The following is a 19466-nucleotide window of genomic DNA, read 5'->3' as shown; positions in this document are numbered from 1 at the left end:
CACCCGCAGCCACAGCCCCAGCCGTAGCCCCAGCCTCAGCCTCAGCCGCACCCCCAGCCCCAGCCGTAGCCCCAGCTAGTCCGGATGATGACGGATATAGTTCAGAAGGTAGTGAAGAGGAGGAAGATGACTATGTTGGAGATCCAAGAACTCGAGGTGGTGTTAGAAGTTCTGATGATCCAGCTAGTGAGGATGAACTATTAGAAGTCTTAGAAGCCGCCGCCACATTCACTAGTATGGATGATGACGGATATAGTTCAGAAGGTAGTGAAGAGGAGGAAGATGACTATGCTGGAGGTCCAGGAACTCAAGGTGGTGTTAGAGGTTCTGATGGTCCAGCTAGTGTGGATGAACTATTAGAAGTCTTAGAATCGGATGAAGAGGGGGAAGATTAGCTAATGATTAAAAAAATAAGTTTATATTTTAAAATCATAATTCTTTTAGTTTGCTTTTCTTGCGATGGCATTGATTGTATTCACCCTGCTGATTTTGGTAATATGGGTTACTATAATCTTAAGCTAAATTCTAATCCATTTGAGGGTGATTCTTTTAAATCAGTTACTATATCTAGTTCTGTTGATATTAGTGCTTCATATGTTGGGTTATCAAAAGATTGTGGTGCTAATATAATAGAAGCTAATAATGGAGTTTATCATTGGTTAGATACAGGAATTAATATTGTCGATTTAGATAGAAAAATAAGTCTTAAAATAGCGGGTGCTGCAAATTTTTGTTCACCTGTTTTTGAGGTTGAAACAGATGAGGATGGTGAAATATCATCTGTACAAAATGTTGCGGCATGCACAAAATCAGTAACAAAATTTCATACTGGTTATTTAACACAAACACAATCAGAGTTAATTGGTGTTGAAAATAATGTTGCAAAAGATTGGCAACCATATTTTACTAGTGGCTCAAAAGATTCTTATGCATGTTCTGAAAGTGAGTCATCGGAAAAAAGTGCATTTTATTTAAGTGGAGTAGATAGTTTTTACATATCTATACCAAGACCTCTAACTGGAGACGCCTTAACGCAAGCTGCAAGCCAAGCATATACTAATGCACAAACTATAGCCACAGAGAACGGTAAAACCCTTGATTATACAGAAGAAGAATTAGCACTGGGATTAGGAAAGCTTAATAGTCATTCAGAAAGTGGTGAGCATACAGGTAAAGTTTTAGATGGTTATGGACCATATATATTAAATAGTAGCTGTAATGCAGCTACCTTTTCTACTAGTGAGGATCGTTACAAAGGCAGATATACTGAAATTGAAAGAATATGGTTGGATACAAATACAAAGGATTCAGAGGATTCAGAGGGTTGGAATATATACGCAGGCCTATTTGCAGATTTAGATAGCGTTGCTGCAACGACAACTTGGAATCTTTCCTTGGCCGTAGTCGACCAAAATGTGGGTAGTGGCATATCCCAAGCAATTGCAGATCTTGCATTAGATTACAACAATAAGAAGAGTGAGTTTGAGACTGAAGAAACAGAACGTCTTGAAGTTAAGTATGACATATTAGCTGATAAAAAGCTAATGGACATAAAGCAGGTAGAAATTAATAATTTTATTACAGCTTTAGATATAGAAGCTATAAGAGAAGAAATAATGGCCAACATTACTCTTGATCTAGAGGATGAAGTTATCATTAGCAATATTCAAGCAGAACTTGATGAAATATTGGAATATTATATTAAACATATGTTAGATATTTATGCAGGTAAATCTTTTGATCTTGAGGGTTATTTTAATAGCATAGTTGTTGGTACTACAGATTTATCATATTTGCAGCAAGCTAAAAATAATCTTACCGCTCTAGGATATGAAGAAAATTCAAGTGCGTTAACTTATTTAGAAAATATTTACACATCTTATTTATCTGATATTGGCGCTAAAGTAGCAGAAACTACATCTATATCCGCTTGGTATGAAGTATTGCAGCCTGAGTTAGAAAGTTTAGAGCAAAAATTAAATAGTAATTACAGTGAAGTTTATGCTGAAATAGGAGTGCTAGGAGCAAATAAAAATATTTATGAAGAAATGAGCAATCTTTTAGCAGAAGATCAACTAGATGGTAAAACTGCAAATCAAATTTCATTTGAATACACAATAAACTCTTTAGTTGAATCAGTGTTTAAGTTGTTTTTAGGCGAACAATTGTCGTTTAATCGTAACGCTATTTACTCATTATTTGATGATAAAAATATAGAAAATTCGCTATATGAAAAAAATAATATTAATGCTTATCTAGCGAAGAGTGATATAGAAACTTTATCAGCATATATTTATGCTAAATTAATTACATATTACGACGATATTAAAGCTGTAGTAGATGGAAGCTTTATAACTGAAACAACTCAGAATGAGTTAGATGAATCTCAAAACTTATTATTAAATATAGCTAAAGCAAATGAATATTATGAAGGTTTAATTGAAGCGGAAAGTTCAGCTTTACTAGATGGTTCTGCTGCAAGTACTGAAGCGTTTATAAAAAACCCTTACCCACCAATAGATTTAATAGTTAGTGAAAATACTTGTGCGAATGATTCAAGTAGATATTTTTACACTATAGATTATGCAGCATCTGGTGCTGCAGCAGAAGGTATTAATGAGAATATGTATAATTATTGTGATAAAGATGTTTTTCTTTATAATTCACCAACGGCATTATCAGGTTACATAAAATTTAAATTGCCTGAAAGTGATAAGATAGTAAGTGAATATGGTTGTTGTGCTGGAGAGTACTTCAGTAGCAAAGGTCCTCATTGTAATTGTAGATCGACCGGTTCTAAGGGTGGAGAATGGCTTAAAATTAATCAGTCACAAGGTTATTGTGGTTCTCCAAGTGAGTCAGGTGGTAGAGCTTGGCGAGCTGGCTGTTGGGAAAAATTTAATAGTTGTCATATTCCCAATGATAATACATTTGGTTCAGCTTGTTCAACAGCATTATCTGATGACTGCCCAGTTACCATACCACAAGTATGTGTAAACGTTCCTTTTGTTGGTAAAGTATGTACTCCAGCATATGAAATCCCTGGTATAAAATATTATGGTTACAAATATAGGCCAGATGCATCAATACATTATGATAATTTAATGGATAATTTTGGTGAATATGATATAGAAGTTGGTACACCAACTTCTTGTTTAAAAAGCTTTTCTAATGTAGAATTTAGAATAGGGGAAGATATTGCCACAAACAGAAGAATTTTAGATTCTGCAAATTACATAGGTGTTCCATGGAATACAGGAAGATTATTTGTAAGAGTCGTTGATGACTCAATATTACAACAAGATAATAGAGAATGTGCTTGGTTTGAAGATGATAATTTAGTAATAGCTGCAGATGGTACAGTAGATTCATCGTTAAAAGATCTATATAAAAACAATGCGGGAACTTATAAAATTACTATTCTTGCAGCGAAAGAAGTTAAGGCTATAACACAATTAAAAAATATATTACAAAGTAAATTTGAAGATACTGGTATATTTGCAGATGAGTATAGAGAAAGCTTCTATGAGTCATTAATAGCTGAGGGATCAACATTTCAAAGTTTATTATTAATAGCAATGACCTTGTATATTGCGCTTACAGCTGCAACATTTTTACTAGGTTTAACGCAAATAACACAAACCGATTTGTTGTTCAGAGTGCTTAAGATAGGCTTAATATATACATTATTAACACCTGGCTCATGGGAATATTTTAGCTACTTTATAAAAATCTTTGAAGAGGGCTCTGTCGAATTATCTTCTATTATAGCTGGAAGTTTTTTAGATATAGACTCGTCTGATACAACTTTGGGCCTTGAACCAGAAGATATCATTTATGGTCTTATTGATGAGATAGTTGATCTGTTTTTTCAGCCTCCAATTCATTTTAAAATTTCAGCAGTATTTTTCTCACCTATATTCATTGGAGTTATATTGTTTGTTTTAATATATTATGCTTTGTTTTTAGTTCTCTATGCTATCGGAAAATCGATAATATTATATTTTATAATAAAATTGGTGTTTGTTATGTTGTTTATGGTAGGGCCTATTTTTATAGTATTTTCTTTATTTGAGCGAACTAAAGGAATGTTTGATAATTGGCTCAATATGGTAATTAGCTATTCAATACAGCTATTATTTTTATTTATTACAATTGCATTTTTTTCTTATTTGATCGTAGATATATTTTATCAAATGTTCTTTTATGGTGTTTGTTGGAAGCCTGTGTGGATTATAAAAATAGGTATATTACCTGAATTTGAGTTTTTTAGCTTTTGGCGTTTGCATGGTTTTGATCCAAGATATTCAGCCTCATATAATGTATCTAGAGGTCCAGATTTAACTACAGTCTTATTTTTTCTAGTTATCGCATATGCATTTAAAGAATTGGTAGAAAAGGTAACTGCCTTGGGTAATAAATTGAGTGGTGGAGGTGGTGTTGCAGCTGGAGACCTTGGTCAACAAATGATGAAAGATACTTTTGGTGCAATTGGTGATATAGGAGGGTCTCTAAGGAAAAGATTAATATCACCAGTTTTAGGTGGAGCTGCATATTCCGCCTTTCAAATTACAAAAGGTATGGCTAGAGCCGGTGATAGAACCAGTACTAGAGCTACTAACTTAGGATTATCAGCACCATCAAGAGCTTTTAACGCAGGATTATCAGCAACATCAAGTGTTCTCTCAGATACATTTAACATAGCTAAGAACACCGCTTTATTAGTGCCAAATTTTGTTAAGAATACGGGTAGACATGGTGGATTATCAGCTGGTAAAACAGCAGCTGGCGATTTATATAAAATAACTGAGACTGCCCTTTTAATAGCGCCAAATGCTATAAGAAATACTTATAAAGGAGCTAGTAAAGAAGGCTTGAAAAGTTTGAAAGACGAAAAAACAGAACTAAAAGTAGCTTATGACAAATTGAAGCCAAGTAGCCTTGAGGCAAAAGCTTTAATGAGTAAGATTAAAAAATTAGATAGAAAAATAGTCTTGAAAGAAATTTGGGATGAGAATGAGCAGAAACTCAAAGGCAAAAGTAAGCAGACTCCATCAAAAAATACGTCCCTTTTACGAGCTTATGATAAGCTTTCTGGCGTACCAAATTCTTTAGAGGAATCCTATAAAAAAAGTGGTCCATTAAATTTGATGAAAGACAAGCTTGGCACTAGAACAGTTCCATCTGGTAGGGGTAAAAGTTATGATGATAAAGTTCGTGGTTATGTTAGTAAGGAAATAAAAGAAGCTAGGGAATTTACTAAAAATAGCGCTATGTCAAACAAAGAAGCTCAGAAAGCTATAAGAGCAAGAGTGAAGAAAAAGTTAGAAAAGTATGAAATGAGTGATAGCAAAAGAAAAGCTATCCATGAAAGTTTAGATAGGGATGACTTTACATATATGTCAAGTAAAGTTTCTTCAACTGCTGCTCGTTCAGTTTATGACTCTGCTTCCGCTGCTGCTCGTTCAGTTCCTGACTCTGCTTCAGCTATCAAGCGTGATATTATGACACTTAGCCCTGCTTCTCTGGTTAAAGATGTTACTTTATTAGTACCTAAGGCTATAAATGCTGGTTATAGGAGAGCTAATTTAGATAAATCTGGGGCTGGAATGTCTGTTAAAACTGCTTTAGAACAAAATAAAATCTCGAATGGTAATTTAGTTGAAAGACAAAAGTCATATGAGGGCAATATAAATAAGCTACAAACAATAATGGATAATCCAAAGGATAATCCGGGTGAAAAAGCTAGAATTCGTCACTTAATAGAAGAAATAAGCTCAGATAAGGCTTACATGGAAGAAGAGCTGAAGGGATTTGATAAAAGAAGAGAAGCTATATTGAGCAGCCAGCGTGATAGATTAGAAGACATAGCTGAATTAGATAAGCAAAGGTCAAAAGATTTAGAAATGTTAGAAGCAGATAAAGCTTGGTTAAAAGGTCAAGAAGATATAATTAGGGAAAAAGAAAAAGAATTAGAATTAGCATCACTTCAAGAAGGAGAGCAAAGAAAGACAGAGGTAGAGGAGGAATTAAAGGCGTTAAAAAGTGCAATAGAAAATCAAAATGTTCAACATTATGAAGCTGAAATTCGTAAGAAAAAACAAGAATTAGGGTTGGTTGAATATAATGATGAAGATAAAAAAGATATAATAAGTAAATTAGGGTTATATCGTCATAAAGAAACAGAAGAAGGTGTGAAGAAAGCACTACTTGTAGAAAATAGAGCTTTAATCTCAGCAGCTAATGTAACTTTAAGTAAAGATGCTGAAGCTAGATTAACTGAATTAGAAAAGGAATTAAAAGATAAAAGAACTATTATTGATAACGAAAGAATAGCTTTACAGCCTAAGATTAAAGGGTTTCAGGAGAAAAGCTTTTATGAGAAGAGTATACTGCAAGTTGATATTAACACGATAACTAACTTAGAAAAAAATCTTACAGAAAAAACTTTAGAGCAAGAAAAATTAGCAAATTATTTATATCAGGTGAAAGGTGAGCAATTAAAGACTGCTTCTGATTCTTTGGGAGCACCAGATAAAAAAATATTAACGGATGCGAGAGACGCTTATAAAAGACAGCTTGCAGATGCTAAGAAGTTTGAAATAGGACAATTAAGATTAAAATTAGATACTATTGACACCAATACTACTGCGGGACAAACAGAAAAACAACGTTTAGAGCAAAAAATAAGTTCTCTTGAAAGTCAAGAGCAATCCTTACGTAGGTCATAAATGCTAAAGAAATACTTAATCATATTAATATCATTATTTTTTATCAATTCATGTGATATGAGTTTTAGATGTATTGATGCGGCAGATTTTGGTCAGCCTGGATCCTCCATACCAATAAATGGAGATAATATTGAAGTGATTAATGAAATTATTCATGTAACACAATCATCATATACAGGATATGTATTAAATGGGGATGATTTAAAAATACAAATAAGAGGTGCTTGGTCTACTAGTGCTAATGTTGGAGCCGGAACATGTAACACTCCAAATAAGGTATGTAGTATATTAGACGATTTTGACTTAGTAGCTAATAACTATATATTAAAAGAGCCAATTGAATGCCCTGATGGTGGTACATCAGAACATAATATATGCTGGTTTCCATATGGTATGGGTATAGAAGTTTCCTTTGCTGTGGATAGGAGTGAAAAAGAGGTGAGTTATTCATTAATTCATCCTAGTTTTTATAAATATGACAGTAATCTTGATGCTTGGTTATTTGAAATGGAGTTAGCAGATTTAGAAACTAATATAAAGGCATTTTTAGGTGCAGATAATTGGTCCTCAATAAAAATATATTTGAAAGTGATAGATGATTATTATGGAGATAATGTGTTTGGTTCTATCCAAAGAGGAATTAATGGAAAAGAAATATCTAATCCAGTTGATGGACAAATAACAATATCAGAAGACCCTATGGATTTATTGTTTTTGCAAGGAGCAAGAATAGAAGAGGCTGGTTTTTTGGAAGCGGCAGCAAGAGCCTTTACTGATCCTGCTGAAGATCTGGTAAAAATATCTTACAATGCTTACATAGATTCTTCTATATATAATAATATATATCAAATAGCTTTGCTATTTTTTGTTATGTTTACTGCTCTTGGTTATTTTTTAGGTTTTATAAATTTATCAATATATTCAGTATTTCACCTTACATTTCGTTTTGCCATTATTGTTGCTTTATTAAATCCTAGTGGAGGTTGGGAATTTTTTGATAAATATGTGGTAACTTTATTTTGGGATGGTAGCTATGTTTTAGCAAATATAGTTTTAGAGGCATTTAGTAATGCTATTGAAAATAAAGATTATATTTCGACAACACGTCTTTCTTATGTTGATAGCTCCGTTTTGGAAAATGTCGATAATGTAGTTCTTATGTTTTTTTCAGAGGCAATTGCTTATAAAATATGGGGGTTATTATTTTCACATCAATTTGGTTGGTTGCTAATTTTAGCTTTATATTATGCATTCTGGGTTTTTACATTTTCTATGATTAAATTAACGGTTATTTTTATAATAATAACTATGCTTATGACTATATTATTATCTATGGCACCTATATTTCTAATTTTTTCTTTATTTAAATATACTAGAGAAAATTATTTTGAGCCTTGGTTAAAAGCTCTAATTGGCGCGGCTATCCAGCCTATGATGTTATTTGTTTTTGTAGGTATCTTTTTAACTATGGTTACACATTTTATGTATGAAATGCTATATTATGATGTTTGCTGGCAAACTGTAGTAGATCTTGTGATATTTTCTATTGAATATTTTGTAATAGGTGATATCTACGAATTTAATTCAACAAATAATACAATCAATAGTGTTTCAAGTTTACAGATAGATTTGACACAAATATTCTTGTTGTTTTTAACTGCTTTAATCATACAATATTTTGTTGATGAAATACCTAAAATAGCAGATAAAATTTCAGATGGTGTATCATTGGAAGGCGTAGCAAGGATAACTAATTCCGTAATCAATACGGTACAATATACTGGTGAAGAATTTGCAAAAAACAAAGCGAAAGGAACTTGGAAAAGAACTGCAGGTAGGGGACTTTCTTTAGGAGCGGAGAAGATGTTACCTTCATTTATGAGCAAAGCAGCTCATAAATGGTCTGGTGGTCTCATAAATAAAACTAAGCAAGCAAAATTTGCTAAAGCAGAAAAAAAGGTAACTGCAGATTTGAAAGCAAAAGGCTTGAACAATAAAGAGATTGATAAATTAAAAAGAAGTGGCAAATTTAAACAGGAAGTTAAAAAAGCTCTTGCTAGAGATAAAGCAAAAGATGAAAGATATGGTAATAAAAGTTTAAATCCTTTGACAGTAGCTAAGGGTGAAATGCGTAAAGCCATGGATGATTTTAAAGTGTCACTTGCTAACGCCCAAAGAAGATCAGCTGGTAGGAGGGTTATGACAAAAGGGCAAGAAAGAAAAATGCGAGATTCATTTATTTCTAAAGATTTAAGTAAACACACTTCTGGTGATGCTGGTATGAAATTAGATGATAAAGTAGATAAATTATTTGATAATAAATTTACAAATCAAGATCTAAGGCAAACTGTGCGTGGCATAAAAGATAGTGGAGACAAATTCAATAATAAAGATGAATTGCATGATAAGATTCGTGAAAGCATGAGTGCTAAGGGCTATAGTGAAGAAGATACTAATAGAGCTATTGAAAATGATGAAAAATCATCATTATCTTCCAATTTTGCTCAATCTAGAATTAAGGCTGAATTTCCAAACCTAAAAGAAGGTACAGGGGGTACAAAAACTGGTGACAGTGAAGGTGAGATAAGTGATGGATTTGGTTCAAAAGCTGATGACGATCAAGCTGCACATAGTTCATCACCTGATTCAGGTGGCGGAATTGATCCAGGTGGCGAATCTGATGTAAACCAAGTCAATACAGAAGGTTCACCAGATCAGTCTGCTGAAGGTACTTATGCTCGAGTAGAAGAAGATGATTAATCTAAAATCATATGCAAAGATTAATTTATATTTACATATAAATGGTCAAAAAGATAATTATCATATTTTAGATAGTTTATTCTCATATATTGAGCTTTATGATTTAATTTCTATTGCATCTATTAGTGCTGAAAATCACATTATAAACACAAATTATGAGCTAAATAATAAAGAAAATTTAATTTATAAAGTTTTAATAAATTTCTTAGCATTATATAAAATTAAAGAAAAGTTCTATATCACGCATCACAAATCTGTACCAATGGCTGCAGGTATGGGGGGTGGCTCTTCTAATGCTGCTTGTATAATAAACTTTTTATATGATTATTTCTCAATTGAAGTTTCACTTTCAGAGAAAATTAACTTTGCGCTTAAATTTGGTGCTGATATTCCATTTTTTCTTACTAATTATTCTAGATATGTGTCTGGTATAGGCGAGATATTAAATGATAAAACAACTTACCCTAAAATTCCTTTGTTAATTATTAATCCTAAAACTCAAATTAAGACCAAGGATGTTTTTGCAGCTTTTTCAAAACAAAGTTTTAGTAATAAAATGAAAATTTATCCAACTAAATTTGAAAATAAAAAAGCATTATTAGAATTTTTAGCTAATACTAAAAATGATTTAACTGATATAGCTTTAGAAAAAGATCAAAAATTAGCAAACATCTATAATTATATTAACCAAGATAAATATTTTATTCGTTTAACTGGTACAGGGCCAACTTGTTTTATCATTGCTAAAGATTCACATGATCTAAATGTTTTATATAATGACTTAAAAGCGAAATTTGTCGATTATCTAATTTTGAAATCTAATATGTTAGCAGAAATATAAGCTGCTTATTTTTTATTATGGTTATGTAAACAGATTACACAGTTAACTTGACTAAAGCTGCTTGGTTTTAGAGTTAGTTTAATATTGAATAATTTATAATAAAATTCTTTTCTGGTTAAAATTATGCAAGCAATAATATATTTTTCTATTAAGCCATTTAAAAACGATCATTATTAAGATAATTTAGATCAAATCTAGGTTAAACTTTTAACTAAGCCTAAAATATAAGGTTATATTTTTATCCAAATAGATTTTGCGGCATGTTTTAGTAAAAAAGTGAAGCTGCGCATAGTGATAGTAACTTTAGTAAAGATGCATCAGCCACTATACAAGTTAGTTTTGGGTTAGATTTTTCATATTACAAAATATTAATGATCTATCAGATAAGGCAGTAGTTGATCATTAACTAGAACAGCTATATTGGCAATATTTCTTTGATTATAATTTTCTGCAGTAAGACCAGCTTCTAGAGCGCTTAGTCTTTAACCATTAATCACCATAAGGGAATACTCAAGCAAAGTAATTCAAATAAAAGAAGCTACTATTTATAAGGATTAAAGTGTTGCAAAATGAATGAAGAGCATAATTATCATAATCTCTATCTCTAACCAAAGAGAAATTTTATTTAAACAATAAATTCAAAAGAAGGTAAGCAATTGAATTTATTACTAGCTATATGAAGTAAGATCAAAATTAGGTAATTACAGATTTAAGGGAGTGCGGTAGTAATGAAATAAATAGTATTTTATCTGGAGACTGGTTAAATTTAAGAATATTACTCAATTACACCAGAGAAATAATTAAATCTAGTGATCTTTTTTTGCTAAATAAGGTAATGATTATTTTATAAGAAATTTCATTAAGAAGATTTTGCAAATTATTTATATAAAATTTAATTTAGTGGGGTTAACTAAATATTATATTTCTTATATTTGCTGAAGGTTAAGATCTAACCTTGATAAGCAACATAAACTTTTTTAAACCTACCACTAAAAGAAGTTAAAATTTCATAAGAAATGGTTCCTGCTTGTTTGGCTAATTCTGATAAATCTATATTTTTGCCAATAATTTCTACTTCATCACCTATTTTTATCTCATTCTTGTTAAAATTACTAATATCAATAATTGTCATATCCATGGAGATTTTGCCTAAAGTTGGAATGATATTACCTTTTAAATAACAATAACCACGATTAGTTAATGAGCGTAAATAACCATCAGCATAACCAATTGGGATGGTAGCAAGTCTCATCCCTTTTTTTATAGGGCAAATATTACCATATCCTACCATACCATTTTGCTTAACCTCTCTAATATGAATAACTTTAGTAGTTAGAGTAACCACTTGATCCATTGGATTTTCCTTAAGATATGGAGTAGGATTAATGCCAAATAAGGCTGCCCCAGGTCTTACCATATCGAAATGATATTTTTTATCTAAAAATATAGCTGAAGAATTTGCCAGATTGAATTTTTGTTTTGGAAAAACTTCTTTTAATTCTAAGACTTGTTCAAGTTGAAGCTGGTTTCTTGGATTGTCATGCTCATTAGAACAAGCAAGGTGACTCATAATATATTCTATTTTGATTTGATCATATTTTATTTTATTGCTTTTAAATAATTTTAGATCTTCAAAATTAAGACCTAAGCGATTTATGCCAGTATCAAAATGTATGTTTGCAGAAAGTATAAGACGCTTCTTTTTAGCGTAATTTTGCCAAATTTTTATTTCGTCAATAGAGTTTAATATAGGGGTTAAATTATGCTTAAAAAACTCATCACATTCATTTTCTTTTAGGCCATGAAAAATATAAATATTAATATCTTCTTTGATTTTACGCAAATAAATTGCTTCACCTAATGTTGCAGTAAAGAAATCTCTACAGCCAACTTCATATAAGCTATTTAAAATGCTATTGACACCTAAACCATAAGCATTAGCTTTTATCGTAGCTGCACATTTAGCCGGAAAGGATTTTTGCTGTAATGTTAAATAATTCTTTTGAACAGCCTGTAAATTAACATATAAGGTAGCATCAAAAAAAGAATTTAAATACATTAAATTACCTCATTAGCTAAGTTGTCAAATTTTGTCGTACTAGGGTCAAAATGAATCGACACATTACCAATTGGTCCATGTCTTTGTTTAGCTATCATAACTTCAGCTTTATTCGAAACATGACTCATTTTTTGCTGCCACTCGCTAAATTTAGTAGGGTTATCCTCACTAGGTTTTAATCTTTCAATGTAATATTGTTCTCTAAAAATGAACATTACCACATCAGAATCTTGCTCAATACTTCCAGATTCACGCAGGTCAGATAATTGAGGTCTTTTATCATCTCTTTGCTCCACGGCTCTAGATAGTTGTGAAAGCGCCATTACTGGTATATTTAATTCCTTGGCAATAGCTTTTAAACCTTGCGTTATTTCTGAGATTTCTTGTACTCGGTTCTCACTACCTGTAGCTCTGACTAACTGTAAATAATCAATTACTAAGAGCCCTAAATTATTTTGTCTTTTAAGTCTTCTAGCTCTTGTTCTTATGGCAGAGATTGATAAAGCTGGTGTATCATCTATAAAGAAATTCAAGTTGTGTAAAGCTTTATTGGCTTTAATAACAAGTTCAAAATCTTCTTTTGTAAAATTACCACTACGGAATTTTTTAGCATTTATGCCGGACTTCATCGCTATCATTCTACTTGCTAATTGCTCAGAGGACATTTCAAGTGAGAAAAAACCAACTGATTTTTTATCTTCTTTATCATTAAAATGCTCACATGAATTTAAAGCGATATTAATTGCAAGAGCTGTTTTACCCATAGAAGGTCGACCAGCTAAGATAAGTAAGTCAGAGTCTTGGATACCTCCAAGTAACTTATCTAAATCTAGTAGGTTTGTTGGAATGCCACAAAAGCCATTTGAATCTATAGAATTTTGTACGGTTTCTAATGCGTTACTCAATGAAACATTTAACTTTTTAAAATCTCCTTCTAAATTACCTTCTGAGGCCAAGGAAAATAATTTTTGCTCAGTTTGTTCAATGATTGCGCTCGAAGGGTTTAGCTTGGTTTGATCTGCGATTTCTGTTACCACAGCATTTCCAATCGATTTTAATTTTCTTTTTAAATAAAGATCAAAAATTAATTTTGCATATTCCTTAATATTTATAGGGCTGGCAGATAGTGCAGCTAAGTCATTTAGATATTTGTTGCCGCCAAATTCTTGTAATTGTTCCTCATTCTCAAAATAACCTTTCAAAGTAATAGGTGTTGCGATTAAACCTTTGTTAAAAAAATCATTTACAGTTTTATAAATTTTTTGGTGAACTGGCTCAAAAAAATGCTCATCTCTTAAGAAATCACCAACTTGACTATACGCTTCGTTATTGGAGAGAAGATATCCTAATATAAGTTGCTCTGCATCAGTGTTGTGCGGCTCTGTATTTTGTTTTTCTTGCTCACCAGTGTTGCTGAATAAAATTTCAGGATTAATGTCTTTCATTGAATTGATGGTATATATTCTTTTACTACCATATATTTATACTTATTTATAATATAAATACAGAGATTTTTTCTAGCACTATCAAAGATCTTGATATTATTAATTTCTCATGGTTTAATGCCTAGCTTATAAATATAATATTATTAGTTTAATATGGTGCAAAACTCTTCTAGCAAAGCTACTACAGAAAAAGCTAAAAACAATTTAACCAAGGAAGATTTCTTAAAATATTACCATGACATGGTGCTAATTAGACGATTTGAAGAAAAAGCGGGACAAGCATATGGAATGGGTCTTATAGGTGGTTTTTGCCATTTATATATAGGGCAAGAAGCAGTGGTTATGGGAATTAAAGCAGCTTTAAATGACGATGACGCAATGGTTACAAGCTACAGAGACCACGCGCATATTTTAGCCTGTGGTACGGACCCAAAATATATAATGGCAGAGCTTTTTGGAAAGGAAACAGGTGTTTCTAGAGGTAAAGGAGGTTCTATGCATTTATTTGACACAGAAAAAAACTTTTATGGTGGACATGGTATAGTTGGCGCTCAAGTTCCAATTGGTGCGGGTGTTGGTTTTGCTTTCAAATATAGAAAAGAAAACAGAATTGCTGTGACATTTTTTGGTGATGGAGCTGCAAATCAAGGGCAAGTATATGAGTCTTTTAATATGGCGAAATTATGGAATTTACCAGTTATATTTGTAATTGAGAACAACAAATATGGTATGGGTACCAGTGTGCAAAGATCTACTGCAACAGCTAAGTTTGAAGAAAGAGGAAAACCTTTTGGCATCAAAGGCACTAAGGTAAATGGACAAGATTTCTTTGCAGTTAAAGATGCAATGCTAACTGCTGCTAATTCTGTTAGAGCTGGAAATGGTCCTGAATTACTTGTAATGGAAACATATCGCTACAGGGGTCATTCAATGTCAGATCCTGCTAAATATCGTAAAAAAGAAGAAGTGGATGATTATAAGACTAATGATGATCCAATTGCTAATTTCAAAAATTGGGGTATTGAACGCAAATTAGTTGATGAAAAGACGCTTAAAGAGCATGATAAAAAAATAAAATTAATTATTGAGGAAGCTATTGAATTTGCTAAAAATAGCAAAGAACCTTTAGCTTCTGAATTATGGACAGATATATATAATAATAAATAATATGACTAAAATAACAGTTAGAGAAGCCCTAAGAGACGCAATGGCCGAAGAAATGAGGCTAGATAAAAATGTTTACTTAATGGGAGAAGAGGTTGCAGAATATCAAGGCGCTTATAAAGTAAGTCAGGGTTTACTGGATGAGTTTGGCTCTGATCGTGTGATTGATACTCCGATCACAGAGCATGGTTTTGCAGGTATAGCAATTGGTAGTGCGATGGCTGGTTTAAAACCAATTGTTGAATTTATGACTTTTAATTTTGCAATGCAGGCAATTGACCAAATAATTAACTCTGCAGCTAAAACTCATTATATGTCAGGAGGGCAAGTTAAATGTCCAATCGTATTTAGAGGGCCAAATGGTGCTGCAGCTAGAGTTGGTGCGCAGCATTCACAATGTTACGCTGCTTGGTATAACCATATACCAGGTTTAGAGGTAATAGCTCCTTATGACGCAACTGATAGTAAAGCCTTGCTTAAAAAGGCCATAAAATCTCCCAACCCAGTAATTTTTCTTGAAAATGAAATTACTTATGGTTACGAGTTTGAGTTAAATAAAGATGAAATCGAAAATATAGAGATAGGTAAAGCTCGTATAATTAAAAAAGGATCTGATGTTACTATAACAGCTTTTTCTATTTCAGTTGAAAGAGCTTTAGAAGCTGCTGACAGATTGGAAAAAAATGGTATTAGTGCAGAAGTGATAGATTTAAGAACTATAAGACCGTTAGATAAAGAGACTATTATAAACTCAGTTAAAAAAACAAATCGTATAATTACAGTAGAAGAAGGCTGGGGTGTTAGTGGAATTGGCTCTGAGATATGTAGTATAGTTTGTGAGTCAGCTTTTGACTATTTAGATGCTGAGCCGAAGAAGATATGTGCCAAAGATGTGCCATTACCTTATGCGGCTAATTTAGAAAAATTAGCCTTGCCATCAAGTGATGACATTTTTTACGCTGCAATGCAAATTTGTAACAAAAAATAATTATAACATAGGTAAATTATGCCAATTGAAATTTTAATGCCCGCTTTATCACCTACTATGAAAGATGGTAATCTAGCGAAATGGTTAAAAAAAGAAGGAGATGAAGTTTCCGCAGGAGAGGTTATAGCTGAAATTGAAACAGATAAAGCAACAATGGAAGTGGAAGCTGTAGATGAAGGGAAAATAGGCAAGATTCTTGTAGCTGAAGGAAGTAAAAATGTTTTAGTTAACGAAGTCATCGCATTATTACTAGAAGAAGATGAGAGCGAAGCTAGTCTTGCTGATTATAAGCCTAAGAAAAATGAGACTGGGCAAGTAAAAGACGAAGCTAAACAAGAGTTAGAGAAGCCACAATTAGAAACAAAGACAATTGTTACACCTACAGAAAGTGTAAAAACAAAGCCAAGTTTAGTAAAAAACTCTGCAGCTAATGATCAGCTTACAGTAATTAAAAGAGTTAATGATAATAATAACTCATTTTCATCCCCTGTAGCCAGAAAAATTGCAGAACAAAATAATCTTTCTTTAGCTAGTGTTAATGGCACTGGTCCAAAGGGCAGGGTGGTTAAAGAGGACGTAATGAATTTTTTAAGTCAGCCTGTATCTTCTAATATTATAAGCCGTAATGAAGAGGAATATAAAGTAATTCCAAATAACAATATTAGACAAGTAATAGCAGCAAGATTGTTACATGCTAAGCAAAATATTCCGCATTTTTATTTAACATTGGATTGTAATATAAGCGACTTATTAAAATTACGCGCTCAGTTAAACTCTGCTGCACCAAAAGATGAGTCTGGTAAAGCTGCATATCGTATAAGTGTAAATGATATTATTATTAAAGCATCTGCCATGGCTTTAAAAAAGGTTCCAGCTGCTAATGCTTCATGGACGGAAGAAGCCACTTTACAATATAATAATGTAGATATATCGGTTGCTGTTGCAATAGATGATGGTTTAATTACGCCTATTATTCATAATGCTGAGCAAAAATCTATTATAGCTATTTCTGCTGAAATGAAAAAATTAGTATTTAAGGCTAAATCGGGTACTTTGAAACCCGAGGAATTTCAAGGAGGAGGCTTTAGTATATCTAATTTAGGCATGTTTGGAATTAAACAATTTAATGCTATAGTTAACCCGCCACAAAGTGCAATTTTAGCGGTGGGAACGGGAGAAAAGAAAGTTGTTGTTGAGAATGATCAATTTAAAGCAATTGATGCAATGACAGTCTCATTATCATGTGATCACAGGGTAGTAGATGGCGCAGTAGGTGCAGAGTTACTTAGTTCGTTTAAACATTACATAGAAAATCCAGCTTTATTACTATTATGAATAAAACAAGATGTTATTTAGTTTTAGCTTTAATTAATTTTATTGCTTACAGTCAAGCTAGTGCTGATAATTATCCTAATTTAGAGGGTGATTATTGGTTAAAACTTCAACTAAATAAGGATATATCTTACAAGGATTCAGATAACTCTACTATTGATAATTCTATGAAATATTCTAACTATTTTTTAGAATATTCACCAGAGTTTAAACTAAATTTAACAAATAGAAGCTCCTTCATTAATAAATGGAGTTTTTTAAACCTTAAAAGCCCTAATGAGGATAAACAAAATATTTTTTTTGAAGATGAGGGCTTAGTTTTGAATAAGCTTTATTATAAATTTGAGCAAGATGATTTGTTCTTCTTAATTGGTAAATTTGAGCCTAATTATGCTTTAGGTCATGATGAAAAATTAAATTCTGCAATTTGGGGCTCTGATTATGCTGATGAATATAGATTACAAAATAAATTAGGTGTTGGTTTAAGTGCTAAAATCAACTTAGATAATTATGGTAAACATCTTATTTCTATAAATAGTTTTTATAATGATGATACGGACTTAAGTGAATCTACAATCACTAGAAGAGATTTAACTCTTGGAGATGCTGGTAAAGCGGGTAATACAGATAGTTTGTCATCATATACACTGTCTTTGAGCGGCAAAGATATATATAATATTCCAGAATTTTTTTATAATATATCATATAGAAATATAGATGCTGGTAACACGCTTGCTAATATTTCAGATGAATCTGGCTATTCTTTTTCCATTGGGAATAAAAATAATTTTTCTTCTCTAAATATTTTTACTTTTGCAGAATATAGTAATATCCAAAATTTCAACTCAACAAATGATCGTTTTGGCCCAGAGTTTTCTGATAATATAGTTGCAGCAAATTACGAATATTTAACTTTAATTACATCATTCAAATATCAAAATTGGTCTTTGAATTTAAATAGATTAACAAAAGATGTTGATGTAACTGGTTTATCTAATGCTAATCAAAATGAATTATCTGTTGGTTATGACATAAATGACAATTTAGTTTTAACTCTCGGTAGAAAGTATGAAAAAGATAGCTCAAATGTTAGAAAATCTTCTTTTGGCTTAATGTTATATAGTAGCAAAGATTTTTAATATTATTTAAGTTTCTTATAAATCTCCTGATAAACAGATTCACTTACTAAATGTGCCACATCTCCACCTAGCGAGGCTATTTGCTTGACAAATCTGGATGATATGAATTGCACCTGATCAGATGCTGGTAAGAATATAGTTTGTATTTCTGAATTTAATTTACTATTCATGCAAGACATTTGAAATTCATATTCAAAGTCTGAAATTGCTCTTAAGCCTCTAATTAAAACAGAAATTTCACTTTTTGCTGCAAAATCTACTAATAATCCTGAGAACTTTACTACATTAATATTTTTGTGATTTATATTATTATGTTCTTTAATTGACTTTATTACCAATTCTTCTCGCTCTTTTTGACTGAATAATGGTTTCTTGCTAGGGTTTTTAGCTATTGCTATTGTTAAGTTATCAAAAATTTGCGCAGCTCTCTTGATAATGTCGAGATGACCTATTGTGATTGGATCAAATGTGCCAGGATATATTGCTTTCATAGTTCTATTAATTAACCTAATAATATATTAACTAGATATTATTTTCTAGTTTTAAATAGAATATGATTTTTAATCAAATAAAGCTTGTGAAAATAAATTAAATTGCTAATATTACGCCTACTTAATTGAGGAGTTGAGTAAGTGTATAAATTCATTTTATTTTATATAGGTATTTTGTGCCTATTTTCATGTTCTGGTGGCGGGGGTGCTGGTGCTCGCTCGGACACGAGTACAAATAATCCCGTTGATAATATTATTACCGATGATTCCAGCTCTGATTCTGTGACCGATGGTGGTGATTCTGATTCTACAACTGATACAGATTCTGATTCTGATACTGTTACAGATACAGATACCGTTACTGATAGTGATTCTGTGACCGATGGTGGTGATTCTGATTCTACAACTGATACAGATTCTGATACTGTTACAGATACAGATACCGTTACTGATAGTGATTCTGTGACCGATGGTGGTGATTCTGATTCTACAACTGATACAGATTCTGATACTGTT

General features: G+C 31.9%; 12 protein-coding genes. 9 read left to right on the top strand and 3 right to left on the bottom strand.

The features are described from left to right. The 4 genes from HOH73_02000 to ispE all read left to right on the top strand — a co-directional run. On the top strand, nt 1-395 hold a 395-nt coding region (locus HOH73_02000), incomplete at its 5' end, for a hypothetical protein (protein MBT5827633.1). 3 nt (nt 396-398) lie between these two features. Beyond that, a complete protein-coding gene (locus HOH73_01995; GenBank protein ID MBT5827632.1) occupies nt 399-6731 on the top strand; it encodes a hypothetical protein in 6333 nt (2110 codons plus the stop codon). Next, nucleotides 6732-9491, top strand: coding sequence for a hypothetical protein (locus tag HOH73_01990; protein MBT5827631.1), 2760 nt, complete (start codon nt 6732-6734; stop codon nt 9489-9491). Further along, nucleotides 9484-10332: a 4-(cytidine 5'-diphospho)-2-C-methyl-D-erythritol kinase gene (gene ispE / locus HOH73_01985; GenBank protein MBT5827630.1), complete on the top strand. Its 849-nt coding sequence runs from the start codon at nt 9484-9486 to the stop codon at nt 10330-10332. Before HOH73_01990 ends, ispE begins: the two co-directional genes overlap by 8 nt. 949 nt (nt 10333-11281) lie before the next feature. Here the strand turns inward: ispE and alr are convergent. Both alr and HOH73_01975 read right to left on the bottom strand, forming a co-directional pair. Next, nucleotides 11282-12391, bottom strand: coding sequence for an alanine racemase (alr, locus tag HOH73_01980; protein MBT5827629.1), 1110 nt, complete (start codon nt 12389-12391; stop codon nt 11282-11284). Next, nucleotides 12391-13836, bottom strand: coding sequence for a replicative DNA helicase (locus HOH73_01975; GenBank protein MBT5827628.1), 1446 nt, complete (start codon nt 13834-13836; stop codon nt 12391-12393). Before HOH73_01975 ends, alr begins: the two co-directional genes overlap by 1 nt. A 153-nt stretch (nt 13837-13989) precedes the next feature. On the opposite strand from HOH73_01975, the gene pdhA reads away from it, so the two are divergent. The 4 genes from pdhA to HOH73_01955 are packed head-to-tail and all read left to right on the top strand — an operon-like array spanning nt 13990 to nt 18459. Continuing rightward, nucleotides 13990-15003, top strand: a complete 1014-nt coding sequence (pdhA, locus tag HOH73_01970) for a pyruvate dehydrogenase (acetyl-transferring) E1 component subunit alpha (GenBank protein ID MBT5827627.1) — start codon at nt 13990-13992, stop codon at nt 15001-15003. A 1-nt stretch (nt 15004) separates the two neighbouring features. After that, on the top strand, nt 15005-15988 hold the full coding sequence (locus HOH73_01965) for a pyruvate dehydrogenase complex E1 component subunit beta (GenBank protein MBT5827626.1): 984 nt from the start codon (nt 15005-15007) through the stop codon (nt 15986-15988). A gap of 18 nt (nt 15989-16006) precedes the next feature. Beyond that, on the top strand, nt 16007-17323 hold the full coding sequence (locus HOH73_01960; protein MBT5827625.1) for a pyruvate dehydrogenase complex dihydrolipoamide acetyltransferase: 1317 nt from the start codon (nt 16007-16009) through the stop codon (nt 17321-17323). After that, the gene (locus HOH73_01955; protein ID MBT5827624.1) at nt 17320-18459 is read left to right on the top strand and encodes a hypothetical protein; all 1140 of its coding nucleotides are present in this window, start codon (nt 17320-17322) and stop codon (nt 18457-18459) included. The genes HOH73_01960 and HOH73_01955 overlap by 4 nt, the downstream gene beginning before the upstream one ends. A 2-nt stretch (nt 18460-18461) precedes the next feature. Here the strand turns inward: HOH73_01955 and coaD are convergent, their stop codons facing one another. Beyond that, nucleotides 18462-18950 (bottom strand): pantetheine-phosphate adenylyltransferase, encoded by a 489-nt coding sequence (coaD, locus tag HOH73_01950; GenBank protein ID MBT5827623.1) that lies wholly within the window; start codon nt 18948-18950, stop codon nt 18462-18464. A 141-nt stretch (nt 18951-19091) separates the two neighbouring features. Here coaD and HOH73_01945 point away from each other — a divergent pair. After that, nucleotides 19092-19466: hypothetical protein (locus tag HOH73_01945; GenBank protein ID MBT5827622.1), on the top strand; the 375-nt coding region annotated here is incomplete at its 3' end.

The sequence above is a fragment of the Alphaproteobacteria bacterium genome, assembly GCA_018667735.1.
GTDB lineage: Bacteria > Pseudomonadota > Alphaproteobacteria > Rickettsiales > JABIRX01 > JABIRX01.
This window is presented reverse-complemented; position numbering and strand designations above follow the sequence as displayed.